The following is a 16,574-nucleotide window of genomic DNA, read 5'->3' on the forward strand; positions in this document are numbered from 1 at the left end:
TTAAGAGGTTTTACTTGATTTTATAATAAAATCGTACCCGGAGTGGGAATCGAACCCACACACCTAAGTACACGAGTTTGAGTCGTGCGCGTCTACCAATTCCGCCATCCGGGCAATGGAAAATGATGGTTATATCATTAAGTGGGTGCAAATGTAAAAAATATTTCTGCAATTCATAAAAAAATAGTTAAAAATATCCTTTCAGAGTTCAATTTTATTTCTAAATTTGCACCTCGTTTACACGACACAACACTAACTAACTACTAAACAATAAATTAACATGCTGTATCAAGAACCAGAAGCAAAAATTTTTGCATGTTCTCAGAGTGTGTATTTAGCCGAACAAATTGCTGAAAAGTATGGTGTTCCGCTAGGTAAGATTACGTTCTCTAAATATAGTGATGGCGAATTTCAGCCTTCTTTTGAAGAATCGATAAGAGGATTGCGCGTATTCCTTGTTTGTTCCACTTTCCCAAGTTCGGACAATTTAATGGAATTATTATTGATGATTGATGCAGCAAAAAGAGCATCGGCACGTCATATTACAGCGGTTATCCCTTACTTCGGCTGGGCAAGACAAGACAGAAAAGACAAGCCAAGAGTGCCAATTGGAGCAAAATTAGTTGCAAAACTATTAGAAACAGCTGGAGCAACCCGAATTATGACCATGGATTTACACGCCGATCAAATTCAAGGGTTCTTTGAAAAACCAGTAGATCATTTATTTGCTTCTACAATCTTTTTGCCTTATGTGAGAAGTTTAAATTTAGAAAATTTAACCATCGCATCTCCAGATATGGGAGGTTCAAAAAGAGCATACGCATATTCTAAATTTTTAGAATCTGATGTTGTAGTTTGTTACAAACAAAGAAAAAAAGCGAATGTAATTGACACAATGGAGCTAATCGGAGACGTAAAAGGCAGAAATGTTATTTTAGTTGACGATATGATTGATACCGGAGGAACATTAGCAAAAGCAGCTGATGTTATGATGGAAAAAGGGGCTTTAAGTGTAAGAGCAATATGTACTCACCCTATTTTATCAGGAGAGGCATACGAAAAAATAGAAAATTCTAAATTATTAGAATTAATTGTTACCGATTCTATTCCGTTAAGAAAAGAATCAAAAAAAATAAGAGTAGTAAGCTGTGCTCCATTGTTTGCAGAAGTAATGCATATGGTCCAAAACAACAACTCTATTAGTGGTAAATTTTTGATGTAATCAAACAGCCACTTTAATTAAGAATTTATTAATTATATATATTTTACAATGAAATCAATTACGATTAAAGGATCAGAAAGAGAAAACGTAGGTAAAAAGGCAACTAAAGCCGTACGTGATGCTGGAATGGTTCCTTGCGTTATCTACGGAGGAAATCAGCCAGTTCATTTTGTTGCAGACGAAAGAGCATTTAAAGATTTAGTTTACACTCCAAACGCACACACAGTTGTAATTGAGTTAAACGGAACGTCTTACAATGTAATCATGCAAGACATTCAGTTTCACCCAGTTTCTGACAAAATTTTACACATCGACTTCTTCCAATTAAGTGATGACAAAGAAATTATCATGGAAGTGCCAGTTAAAATTGCAGGAACTTCTCCAGGTGTATTATTAGGAGGTGTTTTACGTTTAAACCAACGTCGTTTAAAAGTAAAAGCTTTACCTAAAAACTTACCTGACTTTGTTGAAGCTAACATTTCAGAATTACAAATGGGTAACAAATTGTATGTAACTAAATTAGAAACAAACAATTTCAAATTAATGCACCCAGACAATACTGTAGTTTGTCAAGTGAGAATTTCTCGTGCGGCAATGAAAGCAGCTCAAGAAGCAGCGAAAGCAGAAAAAGGTGGAAAAAAGAAAAAATAATTTCTTTACAAACTATACAAAAGAAGCATCAGTTTTTACTGGTGCTTTTTTTATGCTTTTCATTATCTAAACTTTACATTACTTTTGTAACATGAATTGGTTATCAAATCTATTTAAGAAACAAAAACAAGACACTATTTCAATGAAGAAATTCTTAATCGTTGGGCTTGGAAACATTGGCTCAGAATATACAAATACACGACACAATATAGGTTTCAAAATTTTAGATTACATTGCTAATCAAGAAGGAATTTCGTTTCAAACAGTGAAATTAGGTGAAGTTGCCGAGCTAAAAATAAAAGGAAGAACCATTCTATTATTAAAACCAAACACCTACATGAATTTAAGTGGTAAAGCGGTGAAATATTGGTTAGAAAAAGAAAACATAGAAAAAGAAAATATGTTGGTTATTACTGATGATTTAAATTTAGCTTTTGGAACCATCCGAATCAAAACTAAAGGAAGCGATGGTGGCCATAACGGACTTAAAAACATTCAATTATTATTAAATTCAACCGAATATCCTCGTTTTCGATTTGGCATCAGCGATGCCTTTAAAAAAGGACAACAAGTCAATTATGTCTTAGGAGAATGGGATGCGGAAGAAAAAGAAAAACTAAAAGAACGTCTTGAAATAAGTTCAGAAATAGTAAAATCGTTTGCGTTAGCTGGATTAAACAATACGATGAATACGTATAATGGAAAATAAAAAGGGAAGCTTAAAGCTTCCCTTTTTTCTATAACTACATTAAATTATTGAACTACAATTTTCTTAACCTCTTTTCTAGAACCATCTTGAACAGTTACAAGATAAACACCAGATTGAATACTATCTAATTGTAATGTTTCATTAAATAAACCATTATTGTTATATGATTTATTTAAAATTTCTCTTCCTCTAATATCATGAATATTTACTTTGATTTCATTCCCTGAAGCTGAAGTAAACTGAATATTAAAGTTACCATTATTTGGATTTGGATAAATAACTAAATCAGAAATTTTTCCTTCATTATCATTTATACTAAGGGGTTGAACCGTACAAATATTTAAACTCCAACTATTTAAAGCTCCTCCATCTTGGTTAAAACTATCTAAAATTCTCAATGTCCAAGTTCCTGTGGAATTTTGACCGTTAAATGCAGATAATAATTGAGATGATTTAACTGTTCCCGAAATACCTGGATTAGTACCACAAACTACATTTGAACCAGAATCATCGAAAGTAGCATTAATATTTCTAATATCAGCACTCGTACAAGGCTGAGCAAACAACTGTACTTGAGTTCCTGAAGGGGAAATCAAAGTTGCCGTCATATCGTTTATCCAAGTATGAGAAACATTCATCGTAATATTTACATCACTAATGGTTCCTCCTGAAGGAATATTTAAAGTAGAATTGATTGTAACATTAGCAGTTGTAGCAATTGTTAACGGAACGTTTGTTGAAGATGTCGAACCTGGACAAGTTACAACACCAGTTGTAAATCTATATTCAGGACTAAAAGTTCCGCTACAAGCAGAATTCTTTGGTAAAACTCTCCAATAATATGTTGTACCCTCTAAAAGTCCTGAAATTGGATAACTAGTTGCAGCAGTATTACCACTTGAGATAATATTAGTAAAAGCTAAATCTGTTGCAACTTGAACATCATAAGAAGTAGCATTACTATCAGCTACCCAAGTCAAACTTAAGCTTACTCCTTGTCCCACAGCATTATTTGCTGGAGAACTCAAAGTTGTTGCAGCAAAGTTAGAATTTAATAAATCTAAGTAAAATGGAGCTATCTTAGTAATAGCTCCTGAAGTTGCTGTTACAATAATATTATAAAAACCTGGCGTTATACCTGTTGTATTAGAAACAGTCATTGTAACATTTCCTGATGTAGAAAGTGTTGTTGGAGAAAAAGTAACCGTTGTTCCAGCAGGATTTCCTGTAGCACTAAATGTGGTTACCCCACTAAATCCAGCTAAAGCTTCATATCTTACTGTATAAACAACTGAAGAGCCTTGACAGATAGATTTGTTTTGCTCACCTTCAACCCCATTAAAAGAAATTGCCATTGTACTAGCTGGAGCAGTAATCGTAAAATTAGCATTAGAAACATCAAAAAAGATATTATCCCATCCTTTTACCATAATTCTATTTGTTGTTCCTACATTATTTGGAACAGTAATAGTTTCAGAACCATCATTTGGAACTTTACTTGCTAATAAAATTGGAAAACTTGTACCTGCATTGGTAGACAAATAAATGTCAACAAATTTTGCATTTACACCATTTACATCTGTTCCAGCAACATTCCAAGTTACATTTTGATTTGTACCAGCTTGCCATGAAACAGCTGTATTTGGAACATTTACAACAAAAGGGCCTGCTACTCCATCAACAGTTACTTTCATTAAATCTGTAGCTGTTTGACCAATCCCAGAATTATTATCTCTAACTGTTAATGAAAAATTTAAATCTCTAGCTACTGAAGGACAAACTTCCCAAGTATTAGAAGTAGCACCAGTTAACACAGTAGCCATACTTGGCATATACCTAACAGGAGACGATGTACCCCAAATAGATCTAAACATAGGACCAACAGCTCTAGTTGCCACAGGCGCTGCTGTAGTATTAGGGTTTTGTGGATCATTTTGTTCCCATGTATAAGTAAGAGGATCGCTTTCAGGATCAGTGCCTTGTCCAACTAACATAAATGCAGTTGATTTAGGAATCACATAATCTCTACCAGCACTTGCTGTTGGAGGATTATTAGTTAAATTAGTCATCGGTAAAGTTGGTTGACTCACTCCAAACTTCACATTCTCCATAATATCTCTGATATTTACATATGCAAAATAGGCATCACTAGCTCCTTGAACATTAGTATTACAAATACCTGCATAAGCCATAATTGTGGATCCAGAACCAGGCTCTACTTCTGTTGCTCCACTTCCTGAACGACAACCAGAACTACTTTGAGTATGATATCCTCCAAATTGGTGACCCATCTCATGCGCTACATAATCTATATCAAAAGCATCTCCTGTAGGATTAGCGCGACCAGTCATACCTGTACCTTTGTGAAAACCACCAAAAGGATCTGTACTTGTGCTACAAACACAACCAATACAACCAGCATTCCCTCCACCAGAGGTGTTAAAATTATGACCTATGTCGTAATTATTGAATCCTATATTAGCATCAATAGTAACACCTGTCTGATCATTAAACTCTCCATTCCAAGGGTCAGAATTTGTTGCTCCAATATAAATTACAGCATCATTATTAGCTACAAAAATCATAGTAATAGCTAAATCATTTTCATAAACGCCATTAACACGAGTCATAGTAATTGCCATTTGTGCTTGCACTCTAGCTTTTTGAGTAGCAATAGGATCTCCTGTATTTCCTCTAAACAAATTACCATATTCTGCCGTACAAGATTGAGCTAGTCTATATGTTCTTAACAACTTGTCATCTGTATCTGCTCTAAAAGTTGCGTTTGCTCTTCTGTCGTTTTCTAATGAAGGCAAATGAGCTCCTTCTGAAGTTAAACATTCAAATGACTGCCCATCACCAACTAAACTTGCTCTATTATAAACGATATAATTTTGAGTATCCTCCGTATAAGGATCGATAAAAGCCGTACTTTTTCCTGCAGACAAAGTCATACTATGCAAACCAAACTCTGTAACAGAAAACCTAGCGGTAGCAGTTACATCATCAATACCTTTTCCAACATAAGATTTAATAGTTGGATATTTTGCAGCTAGTTCGGGCTCCATAATAGGCGTTTCTAAAACTCGAAACTTTTCAAGATGTCCGTCTGCATTTGGTAGTAAAATAATAACATTTGAAACACCTTTGAATTCTCCCCTAACAGGAGCATTTCTTAGTTGATTTTTCAAATTTTGAAGATCTAATTTCCACAATTTATACTCTTGAGGAAAAGAAGCTCTTCTGACCTTCAATTTGTTTTCTAAAGTATTCTCATCGATTTTTTGCCACAAAGACTTAACTTGAGCATTTAAAACAAATGAAGAAAACACCAAAACAATGGTTAGTAATAGTTTTTTCATTGGGGTTAATTTTATGATTAATAGACAAATATAATTTTTTTTATTAATTTTTTAACATAATCATAAAAAAAAGAGAAGGTTTCCGCCTTCTCTTTAATTAATTTGATAATATTTTGTAATTATTGAACTACGATTTTCTTAACTTCTTTTCTAGAACCATCTTGAACAGTTACAAGATAAACACCAGATTGAACATTACTTAATTGTAAATTCTCATTAAACAAGCCATTATTTGTATACGATTTTGAATAAATTTCTCTTCCTCTAATATCATGAATGTTTACTTTAATCTCATTTCCAGAAGTAGAAGTAAATTGAATATTAAAGTTACCATTATTAGGGTTTGGATATAAAGTAAAGTTTTCTAAACCAAATGAATCAGATGACAATGTAACTGTTTGAGAACAAACTGTTAAAGTATAAGACACAACATTACCTGTATCAGCAGCTCCAATGTCTCTAATGCCCACTAACCAGTTCCCGTTAGGATTTAAACCATTAAATACACCTAGTGATGTTGTTGGAATTACACTCCCTGTAATGGTTGGAGCACAGACAATACCAGCACCTTGATCATCAAATGTAGCATTAATATTATCATTATTTGTACAAGACTGACTAAATATTGTTGATTGAGTTGTAGTTACCATTGGCCCTTGCAAAATAATTTGCAGGTCAGAAACATATGTATGTGTTAAATTAACAGCTAAATTAACATCAGTAATATTACTAGTTGTAGGAACATTAATAGATCTTACAGTAAAAGCTGTATTATTATCTGGTATTGCAAATCCTGTATTCATTGTATAACTATTACATACATTGGTTACAGTATATCCAATAGAGAAATTTGGAGAAACCGCATAGTAAACATTACCAACAGCCTCTACTAAAATTCTACAATTTACAGCAGCAGTTGCCGGCATTGTTACGGCTTGAGAACCATCATTTGGAGTATTAGCTAACAATGTGGTAAAAGTTGCTCCATTATCAGTAGATAATAAGATATTGACATTAGCTGTATTAATTCCATTAGCTGTAGTACCAGCAACATTCCATGTTATAGTTTGAGAACTATTAGTATTCCAAGATGCATTTGCCGCAGGACTTGTTACCGCAAATGGACCAGCAGCTGCAACAGTTGTTACAGTCATATTTGCTCTTGCCGTTTGTCCTCCAGTTGGTGTTTGATTATCTCTAACAGTCAATGCAAAATTTAAAGTTCTACCAACTGTTGGAGTTACTTCCCAAGTTGGAGCTAAATTACCAGATAAAACACTTTGAAAATTTGGAAAATATCTTTTATTAGAGGTAGTTGGATTTAATGATCTGTAAACTGGACCACTTGTTTGAGTTGATGTAGGATAGTTAGTACCAGCAGCTGCATTTGTTTGTTCCCAACAATAAGTTAGAGAAGCTCCTGCATTAGCATCTGTTGCGTTTCCTGTTAACACAAAAGCAGTTCCTTTTGGAATAGTGTAATTTGATAATGCTGCTATAACTGGAGGATTATTTCCATTATTAGTTTGTGGAGCACAATTTCCTGAGCCAATCATAACTGCATTCATACTTGCAATACTTACAGCATGAAAATAAGCATCTGAATTTGATTGTACATTCTCTACACAAATTCCAGCATAAGCCATAATTGTAGATCCACTACCTGGCTCAACCGCATTAGCACTACTTACATTACCTGAATTACAATTATATCCCGCTGGATCATCATTAGAACTAAAAGTATGAGGCCCACCAAATTGATGTCCCATTTCGTGTGCTACATAATCAATATCATAAGGATCACCCACAGGAGAAGGAGAACCTGTAATTCCACGAGCTTTATTCGTACTATTACAAACAACTCCTAAACCAGCTAAACCTCCTCCACCTGTACTGACAGTATGTCCAATATCATAGTTAGCAGAGCCGATAGTTCCATTAATAACTGCTTGGCTTTCATCAATAAGATTTTCAGCATCATCATTTGAAAAATTATCAGAATCAATAAAAATAACCAAATCATTATTTGCAACTAAATTCATTCTAAGAGACATATCTCTCTCATAAATTCCATTTACACGAGTCATGGTAACATTCATGGCTGATAAAACTGCAGCTTTTTTCTGTGCAAGTGTTCCAGCACCTAAACCAGCAGCTGTAACATGAAAAGCAGCATACTCTATAGTACATGCCATAGCCAACCTATATTGTCTAAATTTTCCATCAGTAGCTAAGGTTTGGTTTTCAACAGCACTTCTATTTTGTTCTGCAATTTCTTCATGATTGTCTTGGAAATGACAAGCAAATGTTCTTACTGTATAAAGATCTTTTCTGTTATAAACAATATAGTTATTTAAATCTTTAGTATACGTATCAATGTAGTATGTACCCTCATCTCCTGAAGTAGACATAACATGTAATCCAAAAAGAGTAACGCTAAATCTTAATTTAACAGAAGGATTATCAACACCTACAGCAGCATAAGATTTTATATCTGGATATCTATCAGCAAGTCCTTTTTCCATAATTGGCGCTTCATAAACTCTAAATCTAGAAAGCTCTCCTTTTGAATTTGGAAAATTTACAATCGTGTTAGAAAACGCAGCTTCTGTATCAACTGGAGCACCAACTAAAGATTGTTTAAAAGCATTTAAATCTAAATGCATAATTTGATAAACAGACGGCACAGATGCTCTCTCCATCTTTTCTAGACCACCTAGTTTCTCTTCAGAAACTTTTGTCCATAATTTACTTTGCCCATAAGAGAACCCTACAAACACAATAAACACTAATAAAAAGTGTATTTTTTTTTTCATTTTATGAATATAATTATTTGGTTAGCAAGCAAATGTATTATTATTTGATTAAATTTCAAAAAAACACAGCTTTTTTAAACATCAAACGACAATAAAAGACAATGAGGAAAATATGAGATTCGAAAATTTAACACAAAATAAACAAAAAAACCATATTATTTTAACAAATTAAATATTTTTTATCTACTTTTGAAAGATTAACCTATTATTCAAAAAATGAAAAAAATTACTTTATTAAGTGCTTTTTTGTTTAGCATATTTTCATTGAATGCACAAGAAGCAAAAAAAACAACAAAAAAATTTGGCAAAGAAATTTCTGCCGAAAAAATCGCTCCTACTGGACACATTAGATGTGCAACGGACGAATACGAAGCTTATCTACAGGCTAAAGACCCAAGTAGAATGAACAAAGACCAATTCGAAGCTTATCTTGCTCCTTATCTGAAATCTTACAAAAATAATAAAGATTCAAATGAGACAAATTCTCAATCTGGTGGAATTATTTACATCCCTGTTGTGGTTCATATAATTCATAATGGTGATGCTTATGGAGTTAACGAAAACATTACTGATGAGCAAGTAGCTTCTCAAATAACTGTAATGACACAAGATTTTAGAAGAATGATGGGTACACCTGGATACAATACAAATCCACTTGGAGCTGATATTCAAATAGAATTTATTTTAGCTAAAGTTGACCCAAATGGAAACCCTACAAATGGTATTACAAGAATTAATATGTGTGAAGATTTCTGGGAAATGGACGCTATTGACTCAACTGTAAAACCAGCTACAATTTGGGATCCTACACAATATATGAATATGTGGTCTGTGAATTTTGGAGGTGCTGATAGTGGCATTTTAGGTTACGCTCAATTCCCTAGCAACGGTACAGCTACTGCCAACACAGATGGTGTGGTAGCAGGTTATAGCTATTTTGGAAGTTCAGCTTTATATCCAGCTGGAAATTTTTCAGCTCCATATGACAGAGGACGTACTATGACACATGAAGTAGGTCACTTTTTAGGACTTTATCACACTTTCCAAGGAGGTTGTGCTGGAGAAAATAATACAGCAGGAGATTTTTGTACTGATACTCCAGCAGTACTTAACCCTAATTATGGTTGTACGGCAAGAAATTCTTGTCCTACAGGAGCAACTGATATGATTGCAAACTATATGGATTATACAGATGATACTTGTATGAACATATTCACAATTGAACAAAAAGCTAGAGTAGTATCTACAATGAATACTTTTCCAAGAAGATTAGATTTAAAAACTTCAACTAAAGATATTGCAATACCTTTATTTGCAAATGATGCTGAAGTAAAAATTGAAAACCTGTGCACTATAGTAGAACCAACATGTGCTGCGCCAATTTCTTCAACAGTAGCAAAAAAAGTATTATTATACAATAGAGGTACTTCAAACTTAACTTCTGCTACATTAAGCTACAATATGAATGGTGGAACTAATTACAACCAAAACTGGACAGGTAATTTAGCTCCAAATAAATACGCTTTAATAACATTAACTAATTCAACTGGAAACGGAACATTAAACGTTTCTGTTGCAACAGCAAATGGAGGTACAGATCAAAGAGCTTCAAATAATACTGCTACAAAATCTTTTGGAACAAATATCACAATAGCTTATGCTAACGCAACTTCATTTACATTTAATTTATTTGGAGATTCTTATGGTTCTGAAACTACATGGACTTTAAAAAATCAAACTGGGACTACATTGTATAGCGGAGGACCTTATCCTGACAGAACTCCAGGAGGAACATACCAACATGTTACTAATCAAGTATGGAATTTACCAGCAAATGGTTGTTATTATTTAACGGTTAGCGACTCTTATGGCGATGGTTTATTTGATGGTGTTGGTCAAGGTTATTACACTGTTACTGCTGGTGCTACAACAGTAGTAAACGTTACCGACTTTGTTGAATCTGGAAATGCTGCAAATACAGTGATTTCAAGATCTAGTTATTTTACGAATAACTCAACTCTTTCTTCAGACGATTTCAACTTATTAGAAGATGTTAGTTTATATCCAAATCCATCTAAAGATTATTTCACGATTAATTTACCGGCTGGAATTGAAAGAAACGGAAAAATTGAAATTTACAACAGTATTGGACAAAGAATTGCAGTAAAACCAATTCAATCTGATACTGATTTAAACATCAATGTATCTAGCTACTCAAATGGAGTTTACTTCTTAAACCTTAACATTGGAGAAGCTACAAAAACATTAAAATTCATCAAAAATTAATTTTTTTTAAATTTTATCACTTAAAAAGGATTGAACTAGTTCAATCCTTTTTATTTTTGTAAAAATTTAGTTTTGAAAGTATACAATTCCATTAATTCATTTGATTGCTCAAAAAAAACCATAATCACCATTGGAACTTTTGATGGTGTTCATTTGGGGCATAAATCTATCTTAGAAAAGATGAAAAATGCAACTCAAAACAATCAATATGAAAGTTTAGTACTTACTTTTTTTCCTCATCCAAGGATGGTTCTACAACAAGATTCATCTATTAAATTATTAAACACGATCGATGAAAAAGCTACTTTACTAGAAAAATTTGGAATTGATAATTTAATAATTCATCCTTTTGACGAAGTTTTTTCAAATTTATCTGCCGAAGAATTTGTAAAAAATATTTTGGTTGATAAATTAAACATTCACAAAATAATTATTGGACACGACCATCGTTTTGGAAAAAATAGAACTGCCGATATTAATGATTTGATTTTATTTGGAAAAAAATACAAATTTGAAGTAGAGCAAATTAATGCCAAAGAAATTGACGAAATAGCAGTTAGTTCTACCAAAATTAGAAAAGCTTTATTAGAAGCTAATATTAAACTAGCCAATGAATATTTAGGATATTCTTATTTTATTTCTGGAAAAGTTGTTGAAGGCAAAAAAATAGGACGAACTATTGGTTTTCCAACAGCTAACATTCAAATCAAAGAAAACTATAAACTGTTACCAAAGAATGGTGTTTATGTTGTTTCAAGTGAAATAGATAATGTTTTACATTTTGGCATGATGAATATTGGTAAAAACCCAACTATTGGAGAAAACGAACAATCAATTGAGATCCACTTTTTTGATATTAACGAAGATATTTACAGCAAAAACCTTCAAATTTCGATTCTAGAACACATTAGAGAAGAGCAAAAATTCAATTCACTAACCGAATTACAAGCTCAACTTGAGAAGGACAAACTATTTTCACTAAATTATATTCAAAATTTAAAATGAAAATCTTTTTCAATGCAATAGATAACAGTCCATTAATTGTTTTCCGAATCTTTTTTGGATTTTTAGTTGCTTGTGAAAGTTTTGGCGCCATTTTAACCGGATGGGTAAAACGCGTTTTAATTGACCCCGAATTTACATTTTCTTTTATTGGTTTTGAGTGGCTTCAACCTTTACCAGGTTTTGGCATGTATTTCTATTTTGCTCTAATGGGATTTTTCGGATTAGCCATAATGCTTGGTTATCGATACCGAATCGCCATAATTGCCTATACTCTTTTGTGGGCTGGCGCCTATTTCATGCAGAAATCATCATACAATAATCATTATTACTTATTGCTTTTAATTAGTTTTTTGATGATTTTTCTTCCTGCAAATAAATATGCCTCACTTGATGTAAAAAAAAATCGCGTTTCAGAAGAAAAAACAATGCCTTATTGGATAAATTTACTTTTTATTGTTCAAGTCGCTGTTGTTTATTTTTACGCTTCAATTGCAAAATTTTATCCCGATTGGCTAGACGGTACTTTTACAAAAAACTTATTAGCTGGCACCACTTCTAAACCTTTCTTTTTAGAACTTTTTTCTCAAAAATGGTTTTATCTTTTTATTGCTTATGCTGGAATTTTATTTGATTTGTTGATTGTACCATTTCTTTTGCTCAAAAAAACAAGAACTCTTGCTTTAATCGCTTCCGTGATTTTTCACATTTTCAATTCGATAACATTACAAATCGGAATTTTTCCATTTTTTGCTCTGACTTTTGCTTTGTTTTTTTACGAACCCGAAACTATCAGAAAACTATTTCTTAGAAAAAAGCCAAAACTTGAAGATGAAAACTTAAGTCAAAATTTCTATGGAAAAAGAATCCTTTATTTTTTAATAATTCCGTATTTAATAATTCAAATTGCACTACCTCTTCGTCATCATTTTATTGAAGGTGATGTACTTTGGACAGAAGAAGGACACCGATTAAGTTGGCGCATGATGCTTCGCGAAAGAAACGGCTACATCACAATCCAAATTAAAGATTTAAAAACGGGAAGTGTTTCAATTTACAATTACAGAAAAAACCTAACCGATAAACAAGCGCAAAATTTAGCCACAAAACCCGATTTTATTTGGCAATACTGTCAACGCATCAAAGAGGAATACAAAGGAAAACCTATTGCGATTTATATTGACTGTAAAAACAGCATCAATCGAAAAGAATACAAAACTTTAATTGATCCAAAGTTTGATATGGCTAAGGCCAAATGGAGTCATTTTAAACATAACGAATGGATTGAACTCCAATAAAAAATCCCGATTTACATCGGGATTTTTTTTATTTATTCATTTCTGTGAAATACTTATAAAACAATGGAATGGTTTCAATTCCTTTTAAGTAATTGAAAACACCAAAATGTTCGTTTGGAGAGTGAATTGCATCACTATCTAAACCAAAGCCCATTAAAATGGTTTTGCTCTTTAATTCCTTCTCAAATAACGCCACAATTGGAATACTTCCTCCCGAACGAACTGGAATTGCAGGAACTCCAAAAGTTTCAGTGTATGCTTTGTTAGCTGCTCTATAACCAATGCTATCAATTGGCGTAACATAACCTTGTCCACCATGATGTGGTTTTACCACAACTTTCACTGATTTAGGTGCGATACTTTCGAAATGTTTTTTGAATAATTCGGTAATTTCTTCCCAATCTTGGTTAGGTACTAAACGCATTGAAATTTTCGCAAATGCTTTACTTGCGATAACTGTTTTAGCTCCTTCACCAGTATAACCACCCCAAATTCCGTTAACATCTAAAGTAGGGCGAATAGAATTTCTTTCATTGGTAACATAACCTGTTTCTCCGTGAACATCTTCTATATCTAAGGCTTTTTTGTATTTTTCTAATGAAAAAGGTGCTTTTGCCATTTCAGCTCTTTCAGCAGCAGATAATTCTTCAACTTTATCGTAAAAACCTGGAATCGTAATGTGATTGTTTTCATCATGCAACGAAGCAATCATTTTAGTTAATACATTAATTGGATTTGCTACAGCTCCTCCGTATAAACCTGAGTGTAAATCTCTATTTGGACCCGTAACTTCTACCTCAACATAGCTCAATCCTCTTAAACCTGTTGTAATAGATGGTTGTTGGTTAGAAATCATTCCGGTATCTGAAATCAAAATCACATCATTCGCTAACTTCTCTTGATTTCTTTCTACAAACCAACCTAAACTTTTAGAACCTACTTCTTCTTCGCCTTCAATCATGAATTTTACGTTACATGGTAAGCAATTGTTTTGAATCATGTATTCAAACGCTTTCACATGCATGTACATTTGACCTTTATCATCGCAAGCACCACGAGCAAAAATAGCGCCTTCAGGGTGAATTTCTGTTGTTTTAATTACAGGTTCAAAAGGAGGCGATGTCCATAATTCCATTGGATCTGGTGGTTGTACATCGTAATGTCCGTACACTAAAACTGTTGGTAAATTTTTATCGATGATTTTTTCTCCGTAAACGATTGGATAACCTGGTGTTTCGCAAAGTTCTACGAAATCGCAACCTGCTTTTTCTAAACTTGCTTTAACTGCTTCGGCTGTTAATACTACATCGTGAGCATAAGCGCTATCAGCACTTACAGATGGTATTTTTAAAAGTTCGATTAATTCGTTTAAAAAACGTTCTTTATTTTCTTGAACGTATTGTTTTATATTGTCCATTGTGATTGTTTGATAAAGTTCAAAAATACAAAATTGATTTCAAATGAAATAAAAAAAGCCCAATCTTTAACGATTGGGCTTTTGAGTAAAACTATTTTAGGTTTAAAAAACTACTTTTTTAGTAATCTGACGACCATCTTCTAAGACTAATCTAACGATTAAAGATTGATTGCTTGATGTTAAACCTGAAACAACATATTCTTTATTATTAATGTTGTTTTTTGATACAATTTGTTTCCCTAAAACATCATAAATCTCAAAAGATTGAATGTTTTTATCTGATGAAGTTAAATTAATTTTTCCAGCGTTAACAAAAACGAATACTTGATTATCAACTATAATTTCTTGTGAAACTGATGGTTTTTTAAATACCAATTCGAAACGATTTTTAAAATCACCTATTTGAGATAAGAAGAAATATTTTCCTTCTTTTAAGTTATGAATAGCTCCAATAAAATTATCTTTTAAATACACCTCTTGGTTTTCGAATAACCCATCAAAACTATTAATTTCAATTTCAAAAGAACTGTTTTCTGTTGCTTTGAAACCTATTGGAACAATATCATTCTCATCAAAAGGCAAGCTTCTTCCTTGAATTACATATTCTTTATCATCAATAATATTGTAAATCATAGATTTTGATGTTTCTAAAGCTAAAGCATCAATCTTTTTGTCAAATCCAGCAGTTGCTCCATTCATGTAACCTACTAAAATTTGATTATGTGCGTTTGTACTTGAATTTAAATTTAACCAAATTCTGTGTTTCTCTGTTTCTGAAACATTTTGTACTGTATTTTGAAGTCTGAAAAACTGAGTACTTAATGCCGCATCAACACGATATTCGTTTTCAAAATTCACATTAAAAGCTGAATTAGCTTGAACAAAAAATCCTTGTCCTACTTGGATGTAATCATTTGGAATTGCACTACCATTTGCCGATGCGGTTCCACCAAGAATAGTATAAGAAGCATAGTTATTAGAAGGATAAGTTCCACCACTAGCTGGAACAGTATGAGTCCAATAATACAATGCATCAACTTTTGGATTGTTAATCATAAACGTTTTAGCATTAATTGGTGAAGCATACGGATTTGAAAGTAAATTATATCCTTGACCAACCGCAAATGTAATTGAACCATTATTTGGAACTCCAGTAAACTGACCCAAGAATGATGTTCCTGGAGCAATTGAGGTCCAGTTATTAGCCACACGAATCATATATCCTTTTGCTGTTTGAAAGCTATTAGTTGAAGGGTCTAATGATTGATAAGCTGTTGGAGTTGTTGTTCCTGTAAACAAATATTGATAAAAACGATTTGTTAATGTGTTAGGTGAAAATGCTAAAAGATTTTGTCCTGAAACTGGCGAACCCCAAGCTGTATAATCCTGACGAATCATATTAGCTGAATTTCTTTTAACCGTTATATTTCCAGTATTTTCAGCGTGTTTTGTATACTGAACTAATGCTGAATTGTTTTCAAATGTTAAAGTTCCTGTTCCGTTAACTGTGATATTTTCTCCAACTCGTAAAGAATGTCCTGAGTTAAATACAACATTAGCTCCTGAATTTACAGTTACAGAACAAGCATCTAAACTAGCTGTAGAAGTATAATTTCCTGCAAATGTAACAGCTGTTTTTGATATAGGCGCGCCATTAGACCAAGTAGAACCGTTCCAAGAAGTTGTTAAATCACCACATTGCCAAAATTGACCTGTCCACATTCCTCTTCCAAAAGTTGCTGCTAAAATAGTTTTATCTGCAGCTCTGTAATCCAATGAAAGCACTTTACAATCTTTCATTCCAGTGTTTG

At 32.9% G+C, this 16,574-nt stretch carries 10 protein-coding genes and 1 tRNA gene; 6 read left to right on the top strand and 5 right to left on the bottom strand.

Features of this window, described 5'->3' with window-relative positions:
• Positions 1-34 precede the first annotated feature (34 nt).
• Positions 35-114, bottom strand: a tRNA-Leu gene (locus L6Q46_RS05805).
• Positions 115-280: 166 nt separating this feature from the next.
• On the opposite strand from L6Q46_RS05805, the gene L6Q46_RS05810 reads away from it, so the two are divergent.
• From L6Q46_RS05810 to pth, 3 genes are all read left to right on the top strand, one after another.
• Complete coding sequence (locus tag L6Q46_RS05810; RefSeq protein ID WP_026725217.1) at positions 281-1,222, top strand: ribose-phosphate pyrophosphokinase; 942 nt, start codon at positions 281-283, stop codon at positions 1,220-1,222.
• Positions 1,223-1,270: 48 nt separating this feature from the next.
• Positions 1,271-1,873 carry a 50S ribosomal protein L25/general stress protein Ctc gene (locus L6Q46_RS05815; RefSeq protein WP_291283512.1) on the top strand — a complete coding sequence of 201 codons (603 nt, stop codon included), beginning with the start codon at positions 1,271-1,273 and terminating at the stop codon, positions 1,871-1,873.
• A 142-nt stretch (positions 1,874-2,015) separates the two neighbouring features.
• Positions 2,016-2,582: an aminoacyl-tRNA hydrolase gene (gene pth, locus L6Q46_RS05820; protein ID WP_291283520.1), complete on the top strand. Its 567-nt coding sequence runs from the start codon at positions 2,016-2,018 to the stop codon at positions 2,580-2,582.
• Between the two features lie 44 nt (positions 2,583-2,626).
• Here pth and L6Q46_RS05825 read toward each other — a convergent pair whose 3' ends face one another.
• Both L6Q46_RS05825 and L6Q46_RS05830 read right to left on the bottom strand, forming a co-directional pair.
• Positions 2,627-5,944 carry a reprolysin-like metallopeptidase gene (locus tag L6Q46_RS05825; RefSeq protein WP_291283513.1) on the bottom strand — a complete coding sequence of 1,106 codons (3,318 nt, stop codon included), beginning with the start codon at positions 5,942-5,944 and terminating at the stop codon, positions 2,627-2,629.
• Between the two features lie 119 nt (positions 5,945-6,063).
• On the bottom strand, positions 6,064-8,760 hold the full coding sequence (locus L6Q46_RS05830; RefSeq protein ID WP_291283514.1) for a reprolysin-like metallopeptidase: 2,697 nt from the start codon (positions 8,758-8,760) through the stop codon (positions 6,064-6,066).
• A 216-nt stretch (positions 8,761-8,976) separates the two neighbouring features.
• Here L6Q46_RS05830 and L6Q46_RS05835 point away from each other — a divergent pair, with 216 nt between their 5' ends.
• The 3 genes from L6Q46_RS05835 (at position 8,977) to L6Q46_RS05845 (ending at position 13,346) form a co-directional block, all read left to right on the top strand.
• Positions 8,977-11,046, top strand: coding sequence for a M43 family zinc metalloprotease (locus tag L6Q46_RS05835; protein WP_291283515.1), 2,070 nt, complete (start codon positions 8,977-8,979; stop codon positions 11,044-11,046).
• A gap of 72 nt (positions 11,047-11,118) precedes the next feature.
• Positions 11,119-12,051: a bifunctional riboflavin kinase/FAD synthetase gene (locus L6Q46_RS05840; RefSeq protein ID WP_291283516.1), complete on the top strand. Its 933-nt coding sequence runs from the start codon at positions 11,119-11,121 to the stop codon at positions 12,049-12,051.
• On the top strand, positions 12,048-13,346 hold the full coding sequence (locus L6Q46_RS05845) for an HTTM domain-containing protein (protein ID WP_291283517.1): 1,299 nt from the start codon (positions 12,048-12,050) through the stop codon (positions 13,344-13,346). The genes L6Q46_RS05840 and L6Q46_RS05845 overlap by 4 nt, the downstream gene beginning before the upstream one ends.
• Positions 13,347-13,374: 28 nt before the next feature.
• On the opposite strand, the gene L6Q46_RS05850 is transcribed toward L6Q46_RS05845, so the two are convergent.
• Positions 13,375-14,763, bottom strand: a complete 1,389-nt coding sequence (locus L6Q46_RS05850; RefSeq protein WP_291283518.1) for a dipeptidase — start codon at positions 14,761-14,763, stop codon at positions 13,375-13,377.
• Between the two features lie 102 nt (positions 14,764-14,865).
• Positions 14,866-16,574, bottom strand: a 1,709-nt coding sequence (locus tag L6Q46_RS05855) for a T9SS sorting signal type C domain-containing protein (RefSeq protein ID WP_291283519.1), incomplete at its 5' end; no start/stop codon positions are given.

Source organism: Flavobacterium sp., assembly GCF_023151265.1.
Taxonomy (GTDB): domain Bacteria; phylum Bacteroidota; class Bacteroidia; order Flavobacteriales; family Flavobacteriaceae; genus Flavobacterium.

Bases quoted from the DNA above. Each gene is read 5' to 3' on its own strand.
- L6Q46_RS05830 (WP_291283514.1), bottom strand. From the start codon at position 8,760: ATGAAAAAAAAAATACACTTTTTATTAGTGTTTATTGTGTTTGTAGGG.
- L6Q46_RS05835 (WP_291283515.1), top strand. From the start codon at position 8,977: ATGAAAAAAATTACTTTATTAAGTGCTTTTTTGTTTAGCATATTTTCA.
- L6Q46_RS05825 (WP_291283513.1), bottom strand. From the start codon at position 5,944: ATGAAAAAACTATTACTAACCATTGTTTTGGTGTTTTCTTCATTTGTT.
- L6Q46_RS05845 (WP_291283517.1), top strand. From the start codon at position 12,048: ATGAAAATCTTTTTCAATGCAATAGATAACAGTCCATTAATTGTTTTC.
- L6Q46_RS05815 (WP_291283512.1), top strand. From the start codon at position 1,271: ATGAAATCAATTACGATTAAAGGATCAGAAAGAGAAAACGTAGGTAAA.
- L6Q46_RS05810 (WP_026725217.1), top strand. From the start codon at position 281: ATGCTGTATCAAGAACCAGAAGCAAAAATTTTTGCATGTTCTCAGAGT.
- pth (WP_291283520.1), top strand. From the start codon at position 2,016: ATGAAGAAATTCTTAATCGTTGGGCTTGGAAACATTGGCTCAGAATAT.
- L6Q46_RS05850 (WP_291283518.1), bottom strand. From the start codon at position 14,763: ATGGACAATATAAAACAATACGTTCAAGAAAATAAAGAACGTTTTTTA.